This is a genomic window from Pseudomonas sp. WOUb67 (genome assembly GCF_050058005.1).
GTDB classification, from domain to species: domain Bacteria; phylum Pseudomonadota; class Gammaproteobacteria; order Pseudomonadales; family Pseudomonadaceae; genus Aquipseudomonas; species Aquipseudomonas putida_R.
On sequence record NZ_CP170112.1, the window covers coordinates 6,399,950 to 6,415,071 of the forward strand.

Consider the following 15,122-nt stretch of genomic DNA (forward strand, 5'->3'; position numbering starts at 1 on the left):
CCACCAGAATCGCTTCACCATAATCACAAAAACCGTGAGGCCACTCCCGTGGACCAGACACTTCAGGTGCGCCAAGCCGCCGCCGACCTCGTTGCCGCGTTTGCCAGTAACGACACCGCCCGCTATTTCGCCTGCTTCAGCGAAGACGCCACGTTCCTTTTCCACACCTTGCCGCAACCGCTGCTGTCGCGCCGTGCCTACGAAGAGCTCTGGGCCCAGTGGCAGGCCGAAGGTTTTGCCGTGCTTGCCTGCCAGTCGGGCAATGCCCACGTGAGCCTGCAAGGTGATCTGGCGATCTTCATGCACGATGTGGCCACGCATATCCGCATCGCCGGCGAAGAACACCAGTTGAGCGAACGCGAGACCATCGTCTTCCGCCGCCAGGGTGACCAGTGGCTGGCCTGCCACGAGCACCTGTCGGTCGTCTCCCCGGCCTGATCACCTTTTTACGCGGCCCTGCCGCCCTGCCATCGCACCCACAAGAAGGCCCGCGCACGCGCAGGCCCACAACAACCGCGCTGGAGCATCACCATGAGCCACTCGACCGGTATCGAGACCAACGGCGTCGAACAGATCCCCGACGATCAACGCGACGCCTCCCCGCTGGACCTGTTTCGCCTGATCTTCGGCGGTGCCAATACCTTCGCCACCGCCGTGCTGGGCAGCTTCCCCGTGCTGTTCGGGCTGTCGTTCCAGGCGGGCGTGTGGGCAATTCTGCTCGGCGTTGCCGTGGGCGCGCTGATTCTTGCGCCGATGGGGTTGTTCGGTGCGCTTAACGGCACCAACAACGCCGTGTCGTCAGGTGCGCACTTTGGCGTGCACGGGCGTATCGTCGGCTCGTTCCTGTCGCTGCTCACGGCGGTGGCGTTCTTCTCGCTGTCGGTGTGGAGCTCGGGCGATGCCCTGGTCGGCGGCGCCAAGCGCCTGGCCGGCCTGCCGGAAACCGACCTCACCCTGGGCCTGGCCTACGGCCTGTTCGCGGTGCTGGTACTGGTGGTGTGCATCTTCGGCTTCCGCTTCATGCTGTGGGTCAACAAGATTGCCGTGTGGGCTTCGAGCCTGCTGTTCCTGCTGGGCATCGTCGCCTTTGCCGGGCCGTTCGACGCCGGCTACGCAGGTAGCGTCAACCACGGCCAGGCGGGCTTCTGGGCAGCGTTCGTCGGCGCTGCGATCCTGGCCATGAGCAACCCGGTGTCGTTCGGCGCCTTCCTGGGCGACTGGTCGCGTTACATCCCGCGTGCAACACCCAAGGCGCGCATCATGCTGGCGGTGATTGCCGCCCAGGGCGCAACGCTGATTCCGTTCCTGTTCGGCCTGTGCACCGCCACCTTGGTCGCGACCCAGGCACCGGACTACATCGCCGCCAACAACTATGTGGGTGGCCTGCTGGCGGTGGCGCCAAGCTGGTTCTTCCTGCCGGTGTGCCTGATTGCAGTGATCGGCGGCATGTCCACCGGCACCACTGCGCTGTATGGCACGGGCCTGGACATGTCCAGCGTGTTCCCGCGACTGCTCAGCCGCGCCGGCGCCACGCTGCTGATCGGTGTGCTGGCGATCGGCTTCATCTTCGTCGGCCGTTTCACCTTCAACCTGGTGCAGAGCGTGTCGACCTTTGCGGTACTCATCATCACCTGCACCAGCCCGTGGATGGTGATCATGATCCTCGGCCTGATCACCCGCCGCGGCTTCTACCACGCCGATGACCTGCAGGTCTTCACCCGCGGCCAGCGTGGCGGCCATTACTGGTTCCTGCACGGCTGGAACTGGCGCGGCATGGGCGCCTGGCTCCCCAGCGCGGCGGTCGGCCTGTGCTTCGTCAACCTGCCAGGGCAGTTCGTCGGCCCGCTGGGCGACCTGGCTGGCGGCATCGACCTGAGCCTGCCGGTCACCCTGGGCCTGGCCGGTGTGCTGTACCTGCTGCTGCTCAACCTGTTCCCTGAACCTTCTGGCGTGTATGGCCCCCGGGGCCCGCGTTGGGTGCGCTGCAAAAGCACCGCGCACACGCCTGTGACCACTGCCGAAATGGCCTGACTGGAAACCGACCATGACCAATTCCCACTACATCGCCGGCCGCTGGGTCGAAGGCCAAGGCAGCGACTGCATCAGCGTCAATGACCCTGCACTGGGGCAACCGTTCGCCGAATTCATGGCCGCCAGCGTGGCCCAGGTCGACCAGGCCGTAGTGGCCGCGCGCAGCGCCCTGCCCGCCTGGAAAACCACCAGCGCCAGCGAACGCGCTGCCTACCTGCGCGGCTTTGCCGAACAGCTCGGGCAACGCCGCGAAGCGTTGATCACCTTGCAGATGCGCAACAACGGCAAGCCGCGCCACGAAGCCGAGATCGACCTGGACGACGCCATCGCCACCTTCGGCTACTACGCCGAGCTGGCCGAGCAACTGCCTGCGAAAAATCGCGACGTACCGCTGGCCGCCCCAGGCTTCACTGCCCGCACTCGTCTTGAGCCGGTGGGCGTTGTCGGACTGATCGTGCCGTGGAACTTCCCGCTGGTGACCAGCGCCTGGAAGCTTGCCCCGGCACTGGCTGCCGGCTGCACCGTGGTGCTCAAGCCGTCGGAGGTCACCCCGCTGATCGAGCAGGCCTACGGCCAGATCGCCGACGCCCTGGGCCTGCCGGCCGGGGTGCTGAACATCGTCAACGGCAAGGCCGAGACCGGTGCTGCGCTGAGCAACCACAACGGCCTGGACAAACTGTCGTTCACCGGCAGCAACAGCGTCGGCAGCCAGGTAATGCGCAGCGCGTCGGCACAGTGCCGGCCGGTGACGCTGGAGCTGGGCGGCAAGTCTGCCATCGTGGTGTTCGACGATTGCGATGTCGACCAGGCGGTGGAGTGGATTGTCGCCGGCATCAGCTGGAACGCCGGGCAGATGTGTTCGGCCACTTCGCGGCTGCTGGTGCAGGACGGTATTGCCGATGCGCTGCTGCCACGCTTGCAGGCGGCACTGGAAAACCTGCGGGTTGGCAATCCGTTGACCGAAGAGGTCGACATGGGCCCGCTGACCAGCCAGGCCCAGTGGCTGAAGGTGGCCAGCTACTTCGCCACGGCGCGGGAAGAAGGCTTGCAGTGCCTGGCCGGTGGCAAGGCGTTGGACCGCGACGGCTGGTTCGTCAGCCCTACGCTGTATACCGATGTGCCGAAACACAGCCGCCTGTGGACCGAGGAAATCTTTGGTCCGGTGCTGTGCGCACGCCGGTTTGCCCGTGAAGAACAGGCGATTGCCGAGGCCAACGACAGCCGCTTCGGGCTGGTGGCAACAGTGTGCTCTGCCGACCTTGAACGCGCCGAGCGCGTGGCCGACGCGCTGGAGGTTGGCCATGTGTGGATCAACTCGGTGCAGGCAGTGTTCGTCGAAACCTCATGGGGCGGCACCAAGGGTAGCGGTATCGGCCGCGAGCTGGGGCCTTGGGGGTTGTCGGCCTACCAATCGGTCAAGCATGTGACCCGCTGCCTCGGCTGATACCGCAAGGGGCCGCCTTGCGGCCCATTCGCGGGTAAATCGGACCGCCGCACCGCCGCTCCCACAGGGACCACGCAGGCTTCGGGCTTAACGCAGTACCTGTGGGAGCGGGTTTACCCGCGAACACCGGCGAAGCCGGTGCCATCCACCGCGCTGGGTTCTTCGCGGGCATGCCCGCTCCCACAGGGATCGCGCAGGCTTCAGGCTTGTGCAGTACCTGTGGGACGAAGAGGCCGCTACAGGCGACAGAAAATCCTCCCCCGCGTGACTTTCCACTCCCCCCGCAAAGTCCCACCTCCTGGTACCCCCATAATCACAACACCAGGCCGGACCACCCATGCACCCTCAACGCACCGCCTTGCACAACGAACTGCACGCCCGCCCGTCGCTGTATTTCGACGGCCCGGCGCATGTCTTCCACTTGGCCCTGCTCGGCGGTGATGCCGCGTGCGCAGCCCTGCTGCAACGCTGCTGCCCGGCTGCCCTGGACAGTGCGGCGGCCCAAGGCATCACCCACCTGGATGGCCACCCGTTCAAGTGGGAACGGCACACCGAGTTCTTCACCCTGACCCTGGTGGTGCCCTGCGCTGCCGCCGACACCGAATGGCAGCCCCTGCCGCCGGTGCTGGCCGAGGCGATTGCCCCGCAGGCAGCGCAGGTCATCAACGCCGTGCAGGTGCTGGTGCGTGACGAACAGGACCTGAACCTGGCCCACTACGGCTTCAAGGACCCCTGCGGCTCGTGCGTTGGCGGGGGCGATGCGGTGGTGTGGAGCGATTTCCGCCTGACCGAAGATGGCACCAACCGTTTCCTGTTCATCAACCGCCGCCTCAATGCCTACCGCCAGGGCCGCATGATCCGTCGTCTGCTGGAAATCGAGACGTACCGCATGATGGCCTCGCTGACCCTGGCCACAGCCAAGGCCCTGAGCCTCGAACTGGACACCTTCGACAAGACCTTGGTCACCCTCTCGGAGCGCAGTGCCGGGGGCGACGGCCATGACTCCAAAGGGCTGCTGGACGCCATTGCCCACCTGTCACGCCAGGTGGTCAGCCACACGGTGAAAACCCGCCACCGCTTCGGCGCCACCCAGGCCTATGCGCAACTGGTGTTCGAGCGCCTCGGCGAGCTGCGGGAAAGCCATGTGGGCGACTGCCAACGCCTGGGGGTGTTCATCGAGCGTCGGTTCAAGCCGACTGTGCGCTATTGCGCGGCGACCGAGCAGCGGCTGGAGCAATTGGCGAAGAACGTGGCGAACCTGGGCGACCTGTTGCAGGCGCGGGTGCAGGTAGAAATGGAAGAACAGAACGCCGAGATCCTGCGCAGCCTCAATGCCCGGGCCGATGCCCAGGTGAAGATCCAGCGGGCGGTGGAAGGCCTGTCGATCATTGCCATCACCTACTACCTGCTGAACTTGTTCAAGCTGCTGTATGGCGGGCTGAATGTGCTGGGGTTGGGGCTGACGGCGCGGGATGGGTTGCTGGCCATGGCGCCGCCAGTACTGCTGGTGTTGTTGGTGATTCTGCTGCGGATCAAGCAGGCCAAGCAGCATTGAATTCGGGGGCGCTGTGCGCCCCTTTCGCGACACAAGGCCGCTCCTACGGGGGATGCGAACTATCAGGGCACGCGATCCCTTGTAGGAGCGGCCTTGTGCCGCGAAAGGGCTGCGCAGCAGCCCCCGCTCTTTACACCGACTCGTCAGCCGGGCGCGCACCTTCCTGCACCAGCACCATGCTCTGCGGCGAAGACAGGGGAATACCCTCATCACGCAGTCGCCCAAGGATGGTGAACAGCAGGTCGCTGCGGGTGCCCGACACCTGCCGCGGCCCCGCCACGTAACCACTGACGCCAATCACCATGCCACTGGCCGTCAGGTCCTTGAACGACACCGAAGTGGCTGGCGCATCCAGAATGGCCTCATGCTCGTGGTACGCCGCCAGCAACAGCTCGCGTACCTGGTTGGCATCGGTCTCCAGTGGCAGGGTCAGGGTAATGCCGACCACGCCCAGCGCATTGCCCATGGTCACGTTGCGCACGTTCTGCGAAATGAACTGCGAATTGGGCACGATCACCGTCGAGCGGTCGGACATCTGGATCTCGGTGGCACGCACATTGATGCGGCGAATGTCACCCTCGACACCCGCCAGGCTGACCCAGTCGCCCACCTTGACCGGGCGCTCGGTGAGCAGGATCAGGCCGGAGATGAAGTTCTGCACGATCTGCTGCAAGCCGAAACCGATACCCACCGACAGGGCACTGACCACCCAGGTCAGGCTGGTAAGGTTGATGCGCAGGGTCGACATCACCAGCATGGCCAGGAACAGGAAGCCCAGGTAACCCACCAGGGTCACCAGCGAAGCCCGCATGCCGGCGTCCATGTCGGTTTCCGGCAGCAGGCGATCGCTCAGCCAGCGCTTGACCACGCGAATGGCGAACAGGCCGCCGAAGAAGATCCCCAGCGCCAGCAGGATGTCCTGCGGCACGATGTTCAGGTTGCCGAGCAGCTTGCCACCGGTGCCGTCCCAGTCGCCCAGGCTCAGCAGCAGTTCGCTGGGGCTGGTGCCCGACGGCATCAACACCAGCAGCAGCGCCAGGAACAGCACAATGGTGCGGCCGATGCCGGCCAGTACGGTGCTGGCCTGCGCCTGGTGGCGAGGGGCCAGGCCCAGGGTCGAGGCCAGCGCCAGGCCGCCCGGCTGACGTGGCGACAGCAGGGTTTCGCACAGGTCGCCGAAGAAGGTCGTCAGCAAGTAGGCACAGGTGACCACCAGGCTGACCCACAGTAGCTTGGCAGTAAGGAAATAGGCGAGTGTCAGGTAACCGGTCAGCAGCGCCAGCAGGATCAAGGCCAACCAGATGACCATCACGAACGGGATCAACCCGGCCAGGCCCGTGGGGCGCTCCAGATCATGCTTGCGCAGCGTGCGGCGGTAACACACCAGTGCGCCGGCAAAGATCAACGCCACCACCAGCGCGGTCAGGCCGTTGACGGCCACGGTCAGCGCCAGGCTGGCGCCGATCACGCTGTTCATGCGCTCCATGGTCATCATGACCATCAGTGCCAATGCCAGCACCTTCGGGAACCAGCCCAGCGCGCTGGCGACTTCGTCATGGATCGCCGGCAGGCGCCACGACGGCCGTTGCAGCATCAGCATGGCACGGCCCAGGCCGGTGATGAAGGCGCTGAACACCACCAGGGTGAGAATGTGGTTGGTGAGGCTGGCGATATCCGAACCCAGCTCGGCACTGCTCTCCAGTCCCCAGCGCAGCAGCGATACAGAACCGGCAATGGTACCCAGGGTTGCCAGGCTGACGCCCAGGGCCAAGGCGCTGCGGCGCAGGCGGCCCTCGGGCAACCAGCCAACCATGGCACTGGCCAGCAAACGCTCGAGCACGCGCCGCACCAAGGTCCAGACCAGAATCGCCGCCACCAGGCTGGTAATGAACAGCCAGCGGTTTTCGGCGCTGAAGGCACTGCCGATGGCATCGGCCGCCTCGCCGCGCAGGTCACGCAAGCGCGCCACGTCGTCCTGGGTAGGGCGGATGATGCTCTGCCAGAACGCCGGGCTCAGTGGCGAGGCCGCGCGGCTGGTGATCTGCGAGTTGAACTGGCTGCGGCGCAGGTTGACGATTTGCGTGGACAGGTCGCGGGCCGACTGGGTCAGCTTGGTGGCCTGATCCTGCTGGGCGACCAGTGCCTTTTTTTCCGCCTCCAGCGCTTTGCGCTGCTGGGTCAGGGTGACGGCCTCGTCCGGCTGGACCGGGCCGATGACCTTCAGCTTGTCGTCGAGCTTGCCTACGTCGGCGGTGCGCTGCGCACTCAATGCATCCGCCTGGCGTTGAACCTGCATCGCTGCCAGGCGCAACTGCGACAGCAAGTCGTCGTTGGCCTCGCTGGTGACACCCTGGCGGATCAGGTCCAGCCGGTCGCTCAGCTGTTCGATGCTGGCGTTTTCATCCAGCGCTGGCGCTTCGGCAGCGGCCAGGTTGGACAGTGGCGTGGCCGGGGCCGACCAGGCCGGGCTGGCAATAACCAGCATCAGGGCCAGCAGGGCCATCAGGCCTGGGCAATAACGGGCAAGGCTGACACGCCTCATCGAAGTTTCCTCTTTACAACTCGATTTGGCGGGGGATTCTACGCGGCTTCAGGCAATCAGGAGAGTGCCGTCTCTCGCTTGAGCAATTGCTGTTTGCGCTCGACACCCCAACGGTAGCCACTGATATCGCCGTCCCGGCGCACCACCCGATGGCAGGGGATGGCCACCGCGATGTGGTTGGCCGCGCAGGCCATGGCCACCGCGCGCACCGCTTTGGGCGCCCCGATACGCTCGGCAATGTCGGTGTAGCTGACCCGGCTGCCGGCCGGCACCTCGCGCAGCGCCTGCCACACGCGCTCCTGAAACGCCGTACCTTGCACATCCAGCGGCAGCGCCAGGCCCAGCGCCGGGGCCTCGACAAAGCCCACCACTTCGGCGACCAACTGCTCGTAGGCGCTGTCGCCACCGATCAGGTGGGCCTTGGGAAACTGATCCTGCAGGTCGTGCAGCAGGCCCTCGGGGTCGTCGCCCAGCAAAATCGCGCAAATGCCCTTCTCGCTCTGGGCCACCAGGATTGCGCCCAGCGAACACTGGCCGAGGGCGAAGTGGATGGTTGCCCCTGCGCCGCCGGCGCGATACTGCCGGGGGCGCATGCCCAGGCGCTGGTCGGCGCTTTCGTAGAAGCGGCTGTTGGAGTTGTAGCCGGCATCGTAGATGGCGTCGGTGACTGAACGCTGGCCGTCTTCCAGGTGCGCACGCAGGCGCCGGGCACGGAAGGCGGTGGCGTAGGCCTTGGGGGTAACGCCGGTTTCGGCCTTGAACAGCCGGTGCAAGTGGAAGGGGCTGACGGCCAGTTGCGCGCTGAGCTGGTCGAGGCTGGGCGCGGGGTCGCTGGTTTCGATCAGGCGGCAGGCGCGGGTGACCAGTTGGCTGTGCCGGGTGGTGCTGGCCTTGCTGATACAACGCTTGCAGGCCCGGTAGCCTGCGGCTTCGGCGGCAGCGGAGGTGTCGTAGAATTCGACGTTGGTGCGCTTGGCCATGCGTGATTTGCAGCCGGGGTGGCAGTAGACGCCCGTGGTGCGCACGGCGTAGACGAAGTGGCCGGTGGCGCTGGAGTCGCGGGACTCGACGGCTTGCCAGCGCTGGTCAGGGGTGGTGTAGAGATTCATGGGTCAGCATCCAGATAAGTTGTCGCCTGTACCGGCCTCTTCGCGGGTAAACCCGCTCCTACAACGTTACGCAATCCATGTAGGAGCGGGTTTACCCGCGAAAGGGCCGGTACAGGCAATGCCAGAGCCTCAGGCACGCCACAGGTACCAGGCCGCCACGGTGCGAAACGGCCGCCACCCGCCGCCCAGGGAGCGCATCTGCGCCGGTGTCGGCGCCTTCTCCAACCCCTTCAACCGCCGATACCCTTCACGCACGCCAAAATCGTCCACTGGCAGAATGTCCGAACGCTCCAGGCTATAGATCAGCAGCATCTCCACCGTCCATCGCCCTACCCCGCGCAAGGCCACCAGGCGTTCGATCAGTGCTTCGTCAGCCATGGCCAATGCCTCTTCCCGCGTCGGCACCAGGCCCTCTAGCCGGCCCTGAGCAATGCCCTGGATCGTCGCCAGCTTGCTCGCCGAAAAACCACAGGCGCGCAGGGTTTCCGGGCTGACCGTCAGCAACTGCTGCGGCGTCGGGAACGCAACCTCCGGGAACAACGCCAGCAACCGGCCAAGGATCGCTTCGGCAGCCCGGGCATGCAACTGCTGGTAGGCAATCGCCCGCACCAGCGCCTCATAGGGCTCACGCCCCGGCGTGGCCTGGTGCAGGCAGGGCCCGGTTGCAGCAATGTGCCGCGACCAGTCCGGGTCGAGCGCTGCCAGGTATTCAGTGGCCTCGCAGTAGGCCTCGGGCGTAAGGTCGGCCAGAATCATGGCGCCTCCAACAGGGTAAATGCAGGTCCAGCTTAGCCCAGCCGTTCATCGGGTAAACGCCGGTTCTTGCGCGGCGAATTCCTGGCATACCATTGCCCTGTGCCGTTATCGCCGCATAGAATTGAGAACTATTCACAGTCGCGCAATTCACAGGACCGGGCCTTCGCTACGATGCAGATCAACGACACGCTCAAGCCGACCGAGGTCGCTCTGCTCTACCAGGCCCACCATAGCTGGCTTCGCGGCTGGTTGCGCAACCGGGTAGGTTGCAGCGAGCATGCCGCCGATCTGGCCCAGGATACCTTCGTGCGCCTGTTGCGGGCCCGTCAGGTTTCGCCGCTGAAAGAGCCCCGCGCCTACCTCAGCAGCATCGCCCGTGGCCTGATGATCGACCAGTTCCGCCGCCGTGCACTGGAACACGCCTACCAGCAAAGCCTGGCCCACCTGCCCGAAGCCGAGGTACCCAGCGAAGAGCACCGGCTGGTGATTCTCGATGCCCTGGACCGCCTCGACCGTGCCCTGCACCAGCTGAAACCGCGTGTTCGCCAGGCGTTTCTGCTGGCTCAACTGGACGGGTTGAGCATCGTGCAGATCGCCCAGCAGTTGGAAGTGTCCCGAGCCACCGTCGAGCGCGACCTGGCCAAAGCCCTGGGCGCCTGCTACCGGTTGCGTTATGCCGATGCATGACACCGCGCCGGCGCAGGCGCAGGTCGACCAGGCCATCGACTGGCTGGTGAAGCTGCGCTTCGACCGCCCCAGCCCGCGTACCGAGCAGCAATTCCAGCACTGGCTGGCCAGCCACCCGCACAACCCGCTGGCCTGGCAACGGGTCAGCCACCTCGGCGACGAACTGGCCGGGCTGCCCAAGGACCTGAGCCGGCGCACCCTGGACGGCAGCCAGCGCCAGCGCAGCAGCCGCCGCGACCACCTCAAGCTGCTTGGGCTGCTGGCCGTGGGCGGCAGCCTGGGCTGGGCCGCGCGCGAACCTCTGGGCCTGCCGCAGCTGCTGGCCGACAGCAGCACCGCCACAGGTGAACGGCGCCAGTGGCAAGTCAGCGATGGCAGCCACATACAGCTGAACACTGCCAGCGCCATCGACCTGCATTACAGCGCCGATCAACGCCAGTTGGAACTGGTACGTGGCGAGGTCAGCCTGGACAGCAACCCCAACGATATACGCCCGTTCCATATCGACACCCGCATCGGCCCGCTGACCACCCTCAACGGCCAACTGCTGCTGCGCGAAAACAACCAGGGCCTGCTGCTGGCGGTACGTCGTGGTGAGGTTACGCTGTTCCCCACTTCGGCCTCGCCGCGGCAGGTGCAGCCGGGCGAAACCTTGCAGGTCGGGGCCAATGGCAGTGTCCAGGCGGTGACGGTGCACAGTGACCCTTGGGGCTGGATCGACGGCGTGCTCAGCGTGCAGCAGATGCCACTGGCCGAGTTTGTCGCAGAGCTCGCCCGCTACCGCCCTGGCCTGATGCGCTGCGCCCCTGAAGTGGCGAACCTGAAGGTGTCAGGCACCTATCAGTTGGCCGATACCGGTCAGATTCTGCACTTGCTCACCCACAGCCTGCCGGTGCGCGTCGACTACAAAACGCGCTATTGGGTAAGCATCGGCGCGGCCTGAATAATTCGAGGGCTGCGCTGTCCTTGTAGGAGCAGCCTTGTGCTGCGAAGAGGCCATTGCAGCCGAAGATAATCTTTAGCCTTACCGGCCTCTTCGCAGCACAAGGCTGCTCCTACAGGTATCGCGTACGCCCGCAGGATGTCAGTCTGCCACGGCGCGCATCCGGCCCGCGCGCCGGTACGATTGCCGGGCAAAACACACGAACAACCCGGCCATCAGCGCCAGCGCCATGGGCAGGCCATGTGGGGCTACATCCATCGCCGCGCCACTCACCAGCGGGCCGATCAGGCTACCCACGCCCCACAGCAAACCCACGCTGGCATTGGCAGTGACCAGGTCCTGGCCTTTGAAACGTTGCCCGATCAGTACCAGCGCCAGGGTATAGATGCCCCCCGCAACCGCGCCCAGCACCACCAGCAGCGGCCACAGCAGCCACGTCATGTTCAGCAGCCACGGCAGGCCGATGCCAATCGACATCGCCACCAGCCCGCATACCAGGTGCAGCCCGGTGCGTTCCACCCGGTCGGCCAGCCAGCCCAACGGCAGCTGGAACAGCATGTCGCCGGCAAACACCACCGTCACCATCAGCGCCGCCACGCCCACGGCAAAGCCATGGCTGGTGGCGTACACCGGCAACAGCGACAGCACCACGGCATCGAAGAACGAGAAGAACAGCACCGCCACGCACAACGCCGGTGCCACGCGGAAGAAGCCGGCCAGGCCAAAGCTCTTGTCGTCTTCCTCATGTTCGACATGGTCATTGGGTACGGTCAGCACGATGCACAGCAACGCCAGGCCATAGCAGGCGGTGACCACACCGGTGATCCACGGGCTGTTGGCGCCCAGCACCGCGAGCATGGCCGGGCCCAGCACCTGGAAGCCGGTAAAGCTGGTGGCGTAAAGGGCCATGATCTTGCCGCGATTGTGCTCAGGGCACAGCTCGTTGACCCACGACTCGCCGAGGATGATGGCGATGCCCATGCCCAGCCCCAGGCCCAGGCGCAGCAGCGCCAGCAACCACATCGAGCCGAAGGCCGATTCGAGCAGGGCAATGCTGATGGTGCACAGGCTGAAACTCAGCAGGTAGATGGTGCGCCGGGTGAGGTGGCGGCAGCAGGCGTCGACCAGAAACGCCGAGAGCATCATGCCCGCAGCGGGGATGGCCGAGATGATGCCGATTTCCAGGGTACTGGCCCCGGCCTCATGCAGGCGCAACGACACCAGCGGCAGGCTGGCCCCCAGGCTGAAGCCCACGACTGAAACGGCGAACAACAGGCCCGCCAGCAAACGCATGTTCATGTACCACTCCTTGCAAACCGAAAAGATGTGCAGACACAGGCGCGCACGCCGGGGTGGCGAGCGACGCAAAAGCGCAGATCAGTTCAGGCGGGGTGTGGCGAGAAGGTGAAGGCAAACAGCACGCTGCGGCGACGCTTGAGCACCGTGTCGCTCGGCCAGGCACGACGCAGGGCCTGGAGGGCAGGCTGGCGGGCATGTGGGAGGGACGGGTTACGGCGCATTGCTTTGGCTACTACGCAGGTGGTGGGTAAAAAGAGGCGGCACTCTAGCCACCTCAGGGGGGCTCGTCAATCGCCCGAAGGCCTGTACAAGGCCCATTCGCAGCACGCGCTCCGTGTAGGAGCAGCCTTGTGCTGCGAATGGGCTGCAAAGCAGCCCCCAGCGATCTCAGCGTTTACCTGTAGACGGCAAGAACACCGCCAACAAACCGAACAACGGCAGGAACGAGCACAGCCCATACACATATTCGATACCGCGCAGGTCCGCCACATACCCCAGCAGCGCCGCGCCAATACCGCCAAAGCCAAACATCAGCCCGAAGAAGATCCCGGCGATCATGCCAACGCTACCCGGCACCAGCTCCTGCGCATACACCACGATCGCGGAAAACGCCGAAGCCAGGATAAAGCCGATCACCACGCTCAGTACCGTGGTCCAGAACAGGTCGGCATACGGCAGCGCCAAGGTGAATGGCGTCACACCCAGGATCGAGAACCAGATCACGGCCTTGCGCCCGATGCGGTCACCGATCGGGCCGCCAAAGAACGTACCCGCCGCCACCGCACCCAGGAACAGGAACAGGTGCAACTGCGAGCTGGCCACCGACACGTCGAACTTCTCGATCAGGTAGAAGGTGAAGTAGCTGGTGAAGCTGGCCATGTAGAAGTACTTGGAGAACACCAGCAGGCCGAGCACGATCAGCGCCGCGATCACCCGATTGCGTGAAATGCCATGGGTGGCCTGCACCGCCTTGCGCGCCTTGGCCTGGTTGAGGTGTTCCTTGTACCAGCCGCGCAGCATCAGGGTGACACCGAGGAAGAACAACGCGGCCAGGCCGAACCAGGCCACGTGGGTCTGGCCGAACGGAATGACGATGGCCGCCGCCAGCAGCGGGCCCAGTGCAGAACCGGTGTTGCCGCCCACCTGGAAGGTCGATTGGGCCAGGCCGAAGCGCCCGCCAGAGGCCAGGCGCGCAATACGCGAGGTTTCCGGGTGGAATGTCGACGAGCCGATGCCCACCAGCGCCGAAGCCAGCAGAATCATCGGGAAGCTGCCGACGAAGGCCAGCATCACGATGCCCACCAGCGTGCACAGGGTGCCCAGCGGCAACAGGTTCGGCGCAGGCCGGCGGTCCGTAAAGAAGCCGACCCAAGGTTGCAGCAGCGAAGCTGTGATCTGGAACGTCAGGGTAATCAGGCCGATCTGGGCGAAGCTCAGGTCGTAATTGGCCTTGAGCATCGGATAGATCGCCGGCAGCACTGACTGGATCAGGTCGTTGATCAGGTGCGCCAGGGCGCAGAAACCGATGATGCGCATTACCAGCGGCGTCGCTTGGCTCGCCGCTGCGCTGGTGGACGCCGTGGAGGCGCTACTGGTGGCCATGTGCCTGAATCTCCGTCCGCAGTTTGGGATCCGATTATCAGGAAACAAATAGATACATAGCTACCTTTTTTATCCCTCCGTCGCAACGTACTTGAAAATGGTTCTCAATATAATTAGCATCCTTGACCCATACCCCTGTCATCGTTGGGCGAAACGGCCCCTATCGTGAGCAGACCGACACCATGAGCCCGATGCCCGCCATGCAGCTGCAGCAGCCCGACCCACAGCAGGAAGCGCTGGAGTGGTTTTCGCTATTGCGCCAGCCCGGTTGCGACGAAGCCCAGCGCCAGGCATTTTCCACCTGGTGCCAGGTACCCGAAAACGCCCACGCCTACGCCGAGCTGGAAACGTTCTGGCAACAGCTGCAACCACCACCCGCCCGCCCTCGCCCACGTCACGTTGCGGTACGCCGCAGCCACCTGGGCAAATGGTTGGCGCTCGTATTCCTGCTCGGCTTGGGCGCCGTTGCCTATCTGTACTGGCCCCTGATGCAGCGCCTGGCCAGCGAGCTGCACACCGACGTGGGCGAGCGGCGCAGCACCCGCCTGGCGGATGGCACCACCCTGAACCTGGACAGCGCCAGCGCAATGAACGTCGACCTGCGCGGCCGCACCCGCCAGTTGCATCTGGTGCAGGGCCAGGTGTATCTCGAAGTCGTGCTCGACGGGCGGGCGATGGAAGTGGACGTGGGCAATGCGCGCATCCAGGTGTATGGCACCCGCCTGCAGGTAGCCCGCCATGCTGGTCATGATGAACTCGTCGTCCTCAGTGGCAAGGCCATGGTCACCCAAGGCGGAGAACAACGCATGGTTTCGGCAGGTGAGCGAGTCACCTTCGATGACACACGCATCGGCCCGGTACAGAAGGCTGACCTGAAAACCGTCGACAGTTGGCGCAACGGCCGCCTGAAAGCCACCGACATGCCATTGGGGCAGGTACTGCAGCGCCTTGCCGCTTACCAGGGGCAGCGGGTGTGGATAATGGATGAACAAGTGGCCCACCGGCGCGTGAGCGGTAATTTCAACCTCGACCGCCCTGGCGAAAGCCTGCAATCGCTGGCGGGCGCCCAGCATCTTCAGCTTCAGGGCGTGCTCGGGCACTGGCTTGTGGTGCACTGAAACCACGGCCGACGGCTAAGTTTTTGAAAGCGTGCA

The 15,122-nt window shown here is 65.0% G+C and carries 13 protein-coding genes; 7 read left to right on the forward strand and 6 right to left on the reverse strand.

Annotated elements, in window-relative coordinates; translation table 11 throughout:
• Positions 1 to 48 precede the first annotated feature (48 nt).
• The 4 genes from ABOC32_RS28305 (at position 49) to ABOC32_RS28320 (ending at position 5,030) form a co-directional block, all read left to right on the forward strand.
• Positions 49 to 438, forward strand: a complete 390-nt coding sequence (locus tag ABOC32_RS28305; RefSeq protein WP_426809691.1) for a YybH family protein — start codon at positions 49 to 51, stop codon at positions 436 to 438.
• Between the two features lie 93 nt (positions 439 to 531).
• Positions 532 to 2,031 carry a purine-cytosine permease family protein gene (locus ABOC32_RS28310; RefSeq protein ID WP_426809692.1) on the forward strand — a complete coding sequence of 500 codons (1,500 nt, stop codon included), beginning with the start codon at positions 532 to 534 and terminating at the stop codon, positions 2,029 to 2,031.
• 13 nt (positions 2,032 to 2,044) lie between these two features.
• Entirely contained in the window at positions 2,045 to 3,475 is a 1,431-nt protein-coding gene (locus tag ABOC32_RS28315; protein WP_426809693.1) for an aldehyde dehydrogenase family protein, read from the forward strand.
• A gap of 337 nt (positions 3,476 to 3,812) precedes the next feature.
• The gene (locus ABOC32_RS28320; protein WP_426809694.1) at positions 3,813 to 5,030 is read left to right on the forward strand and encodes a DUF3422 domain-containing protein; all 1,218 of its coding nucleotides are present in this window, start codon (positions 3,813 to 3,815) and stop codon (positions 5,028 to 5,030) included.
• A 130-nt stretch (positions 5,031 to 5,160) separates the two neighbouring features.
• Here ABOC32_RS28320 and ABOC32_RS28325 read toward each other — a convergent pair whose 3' ends face one another.
• From ABOC32_RS28325 to ABOC32_RS28335, 3 genes are all read right to left on the reverse strand, one after another.
• Positions 5,161 to 7,572, reverse strand: a complete 2,412-nt coding sequence (locus ABOC32_RS28325) for a DUF3772 domain-containing protein (RefSeq protein ID WP_426809695.1) — start codon at positions 7,570 to 7,572, stop codon at positions 5,161 to 5,163.
• Positions 7,573 to 7,628: 56 nt separating this feature from the next.
• On the reverse strand, positions 7,629 to 8,681 hold the full coding sequence (ada, locus tag ABOC32_RS28330; protein WP_426809696.1) for a bifunctional DNA-binding transcriptional regulator/O6-methylguanine-DNA methyltransferase Ada: 1,053 nt from the start codon (positions 8,679 to 8,681) through the stop codon (positions 7,629 to 7,631).
• A gap of 129 nt (positions 8,682 to 8,810) precedes the next feature.
• Complete coding sequence (locus ABOC32_RS28335) at positions 8,811 to 9,437, reverse strand: DNA-3-methyladenine glycosylase family protein (RefSeq protein WP_426809697.1); 627 nt, start codon at positions 9,435 to 9,437, stop codon at positions 8,811 to 8,813.
• A 171-nt stretch (positions 9,438 to 9,608) separates the two neighbouring features.
• Between ABOC32_RS28335 and ABOC32_RS28340 the strand changes: the two genes are divergently transcribed.
• Both ABOC32_RS28340 and ABOC32_RS28345 read left to right on the forward strand, forming a co-directional pair.
• The gene (locus ABOC32_RS28340; RefSeq protein WP_426809698.1) at positions 9,609 to 10,124 is read left to right on the forward strand and encodes a sigma-70 family RNA polymerase sigma factor; all 516 of its coding nucleotides are present in this window, start codon (positions 9,609 to 9,611) and stop codon (positions 10,122 to 10,124) included.
• Positions 10,111 to 11,067 carry a FecR domain-containing protein gene (locus ABOC32_RS28345; protein WP_426809699.1) on the forward strand — a complete coding sequence of 319 codons (957 nt, stop codon included), beginning with the start codon at positions 10,111 to 10,113 and terminating at the stop codon, positions 11,065 to 11,067. Before ABOC32_RS28340 ends, ABOC32_RS28345 begins: the two co-directional genes overlap by 14 nt.
• 141 nt (positions 11,068 to 11,208) lie before the next feature.
• On the opposite strand, the gene ABOC32_RS28350 is transcribed toward ABOC32_RS28345, so the two are convergent.
• The 3 genes from ABOC32_RS28350 to ABOC32_RS28360 form a co-directional block, all read right to left on the reverse strand.
• Positions 11,209 to 12,366, reverse strand: coding sequence for an MFS transporter (locus ABOC32_RS28350; protein ID WP_426809700.1), 1,158 nt, complete (start codon positions 12,364 to 12,366; stop codon positions 11,209 to 11,211).
• 83 nt (positions 12,367 to 12,449) lie between these two features.
• Positions 12,450 to 12,587 (reverse strand): hypothetical protein, encoded by a 138-nt coding sequence (locus tag ABOC32_RS28355; protein ID WP_176393906.1) that lies wholly within the window; start codon positions 12,585 to 12,587, stop codon positions 12,450 to 12,452.
• 166 nt (positions 12,588 to 12,753) lie between these two features.
• On the reverse strand, positions 12,754 to 13,968 hold the full coding sequence (locus ABOC32_RS28360; protein ID WP_426809701.1) for an MFS transporter: 1,215 nt from the start codon (positions 13,966 to 13,968) through the stop codon (positions 12,754 to 12,756).
• A 191-nt stretch (positions 13,969 to 14,159) separates the two neighbouring features.
• Between ABOC32_RS28360 and ABOC32_RS28365 the strand changes: the two genes are divergently transcribed.
• Positions 14,160 to 15,086, forward strand: coding sequence for a FecR family protein (locus ABOC32_RS28365; protein ID WP_426811669.1), 927 nt, complete (start codon positions 14,160 to 14,162; stop codon positions 15,084 to 15,086).
• The last annotated feature ends 36 nt before the right edge of the window (positions 15,087 to 15,122 follow it).

Bases quoted from the DNA above. Each gene is read 5' to 3' on its own strand.
- ABOC32_RS28320 (WP_426809694.1), top strand. From the start codon at position 3,813: ATGCACCCTCAACGCACCGCCTTGCACAACGAACTGCACGCCCGCCCG.
- ABOC32_RS28350 (WP_426809700.1), bottom strand. From the start codon at position 12,366: ATGAACATGCGTTTGCTGGCGGGCCTGTTGTTCGCCGTTTCAGTCGTG.
- ABOC32_RS28315 (WP_426809693.1), top strand. From the start codon at position 2,045: ATGACCAATTCCCACTACATCGCCGGCCGCTGGGTCGAAGGCCAAGGC.
- ada (WP_426809696.1), bottom strand. From the start codon at position 8,681: ATGAATCTCTACACCACCCCTGACCAGCGCTGGCAAGCCGTCGAGTCC.
- ABOC32_RS28325 (WP_426809695.1), bottom strand. From the start codon at position 7,572: ATGAGGCGTGTCAGCCTTGCCCGTTATTGCCCAGGCCTGATGGCCCTG.
- ABOC32_RS28355 (WP_176393906.1), bottom strand. From the start codon at position 12,587: ATGCGCCGTAACCCGTCCCTCCCACATGCCCGCCAGCCTGCCCTCCAG.
- ABOC32_RS28340 (WP_426809698.1), top strand. From the start codon at position 9,609: ATGCAGATCAACGACACGCTCAAGCCGACCGAGGTCGCTCTGCTCTAC.
- ABOC32_RS28365 (WP_426811669.1), top strand. From the start codon at position 14,160: ATGCCCGCCATGCAGCTGCAGCAGCCCGACCCACAGCAGGAAGCGCTG.
- ABOC32_RS28310 (WP_426809692.1), top strand. From the start codon at position 532: ATGAGCCACTCGACCGGTATCGAGACCAACGGCGTCGAACAGATCCCC.
- ABOC32_RS28360 (WP_426809701.1), bottom strand. From the start codon at position 13,968: ATGGCCACCAGTAGCGCCTCCACGGCGTCCACCAGCGCAGCGGCGAGC.
- ABOC32_RS28335 (WP_426809697.1), bottom strand. From the start codon at position 9,437: ATGATTCTGGCCGACCTTACGCCCGAGGCCTACTGCGAGGCCACTGAA.
- ABOC32_RS28345 (WP_426809699.1), top strand. From the start codon at position 10,111: ATGCCGATGCATGACACCGCGCCGGCGCAGGCGCAGGTCGACCAGGCC.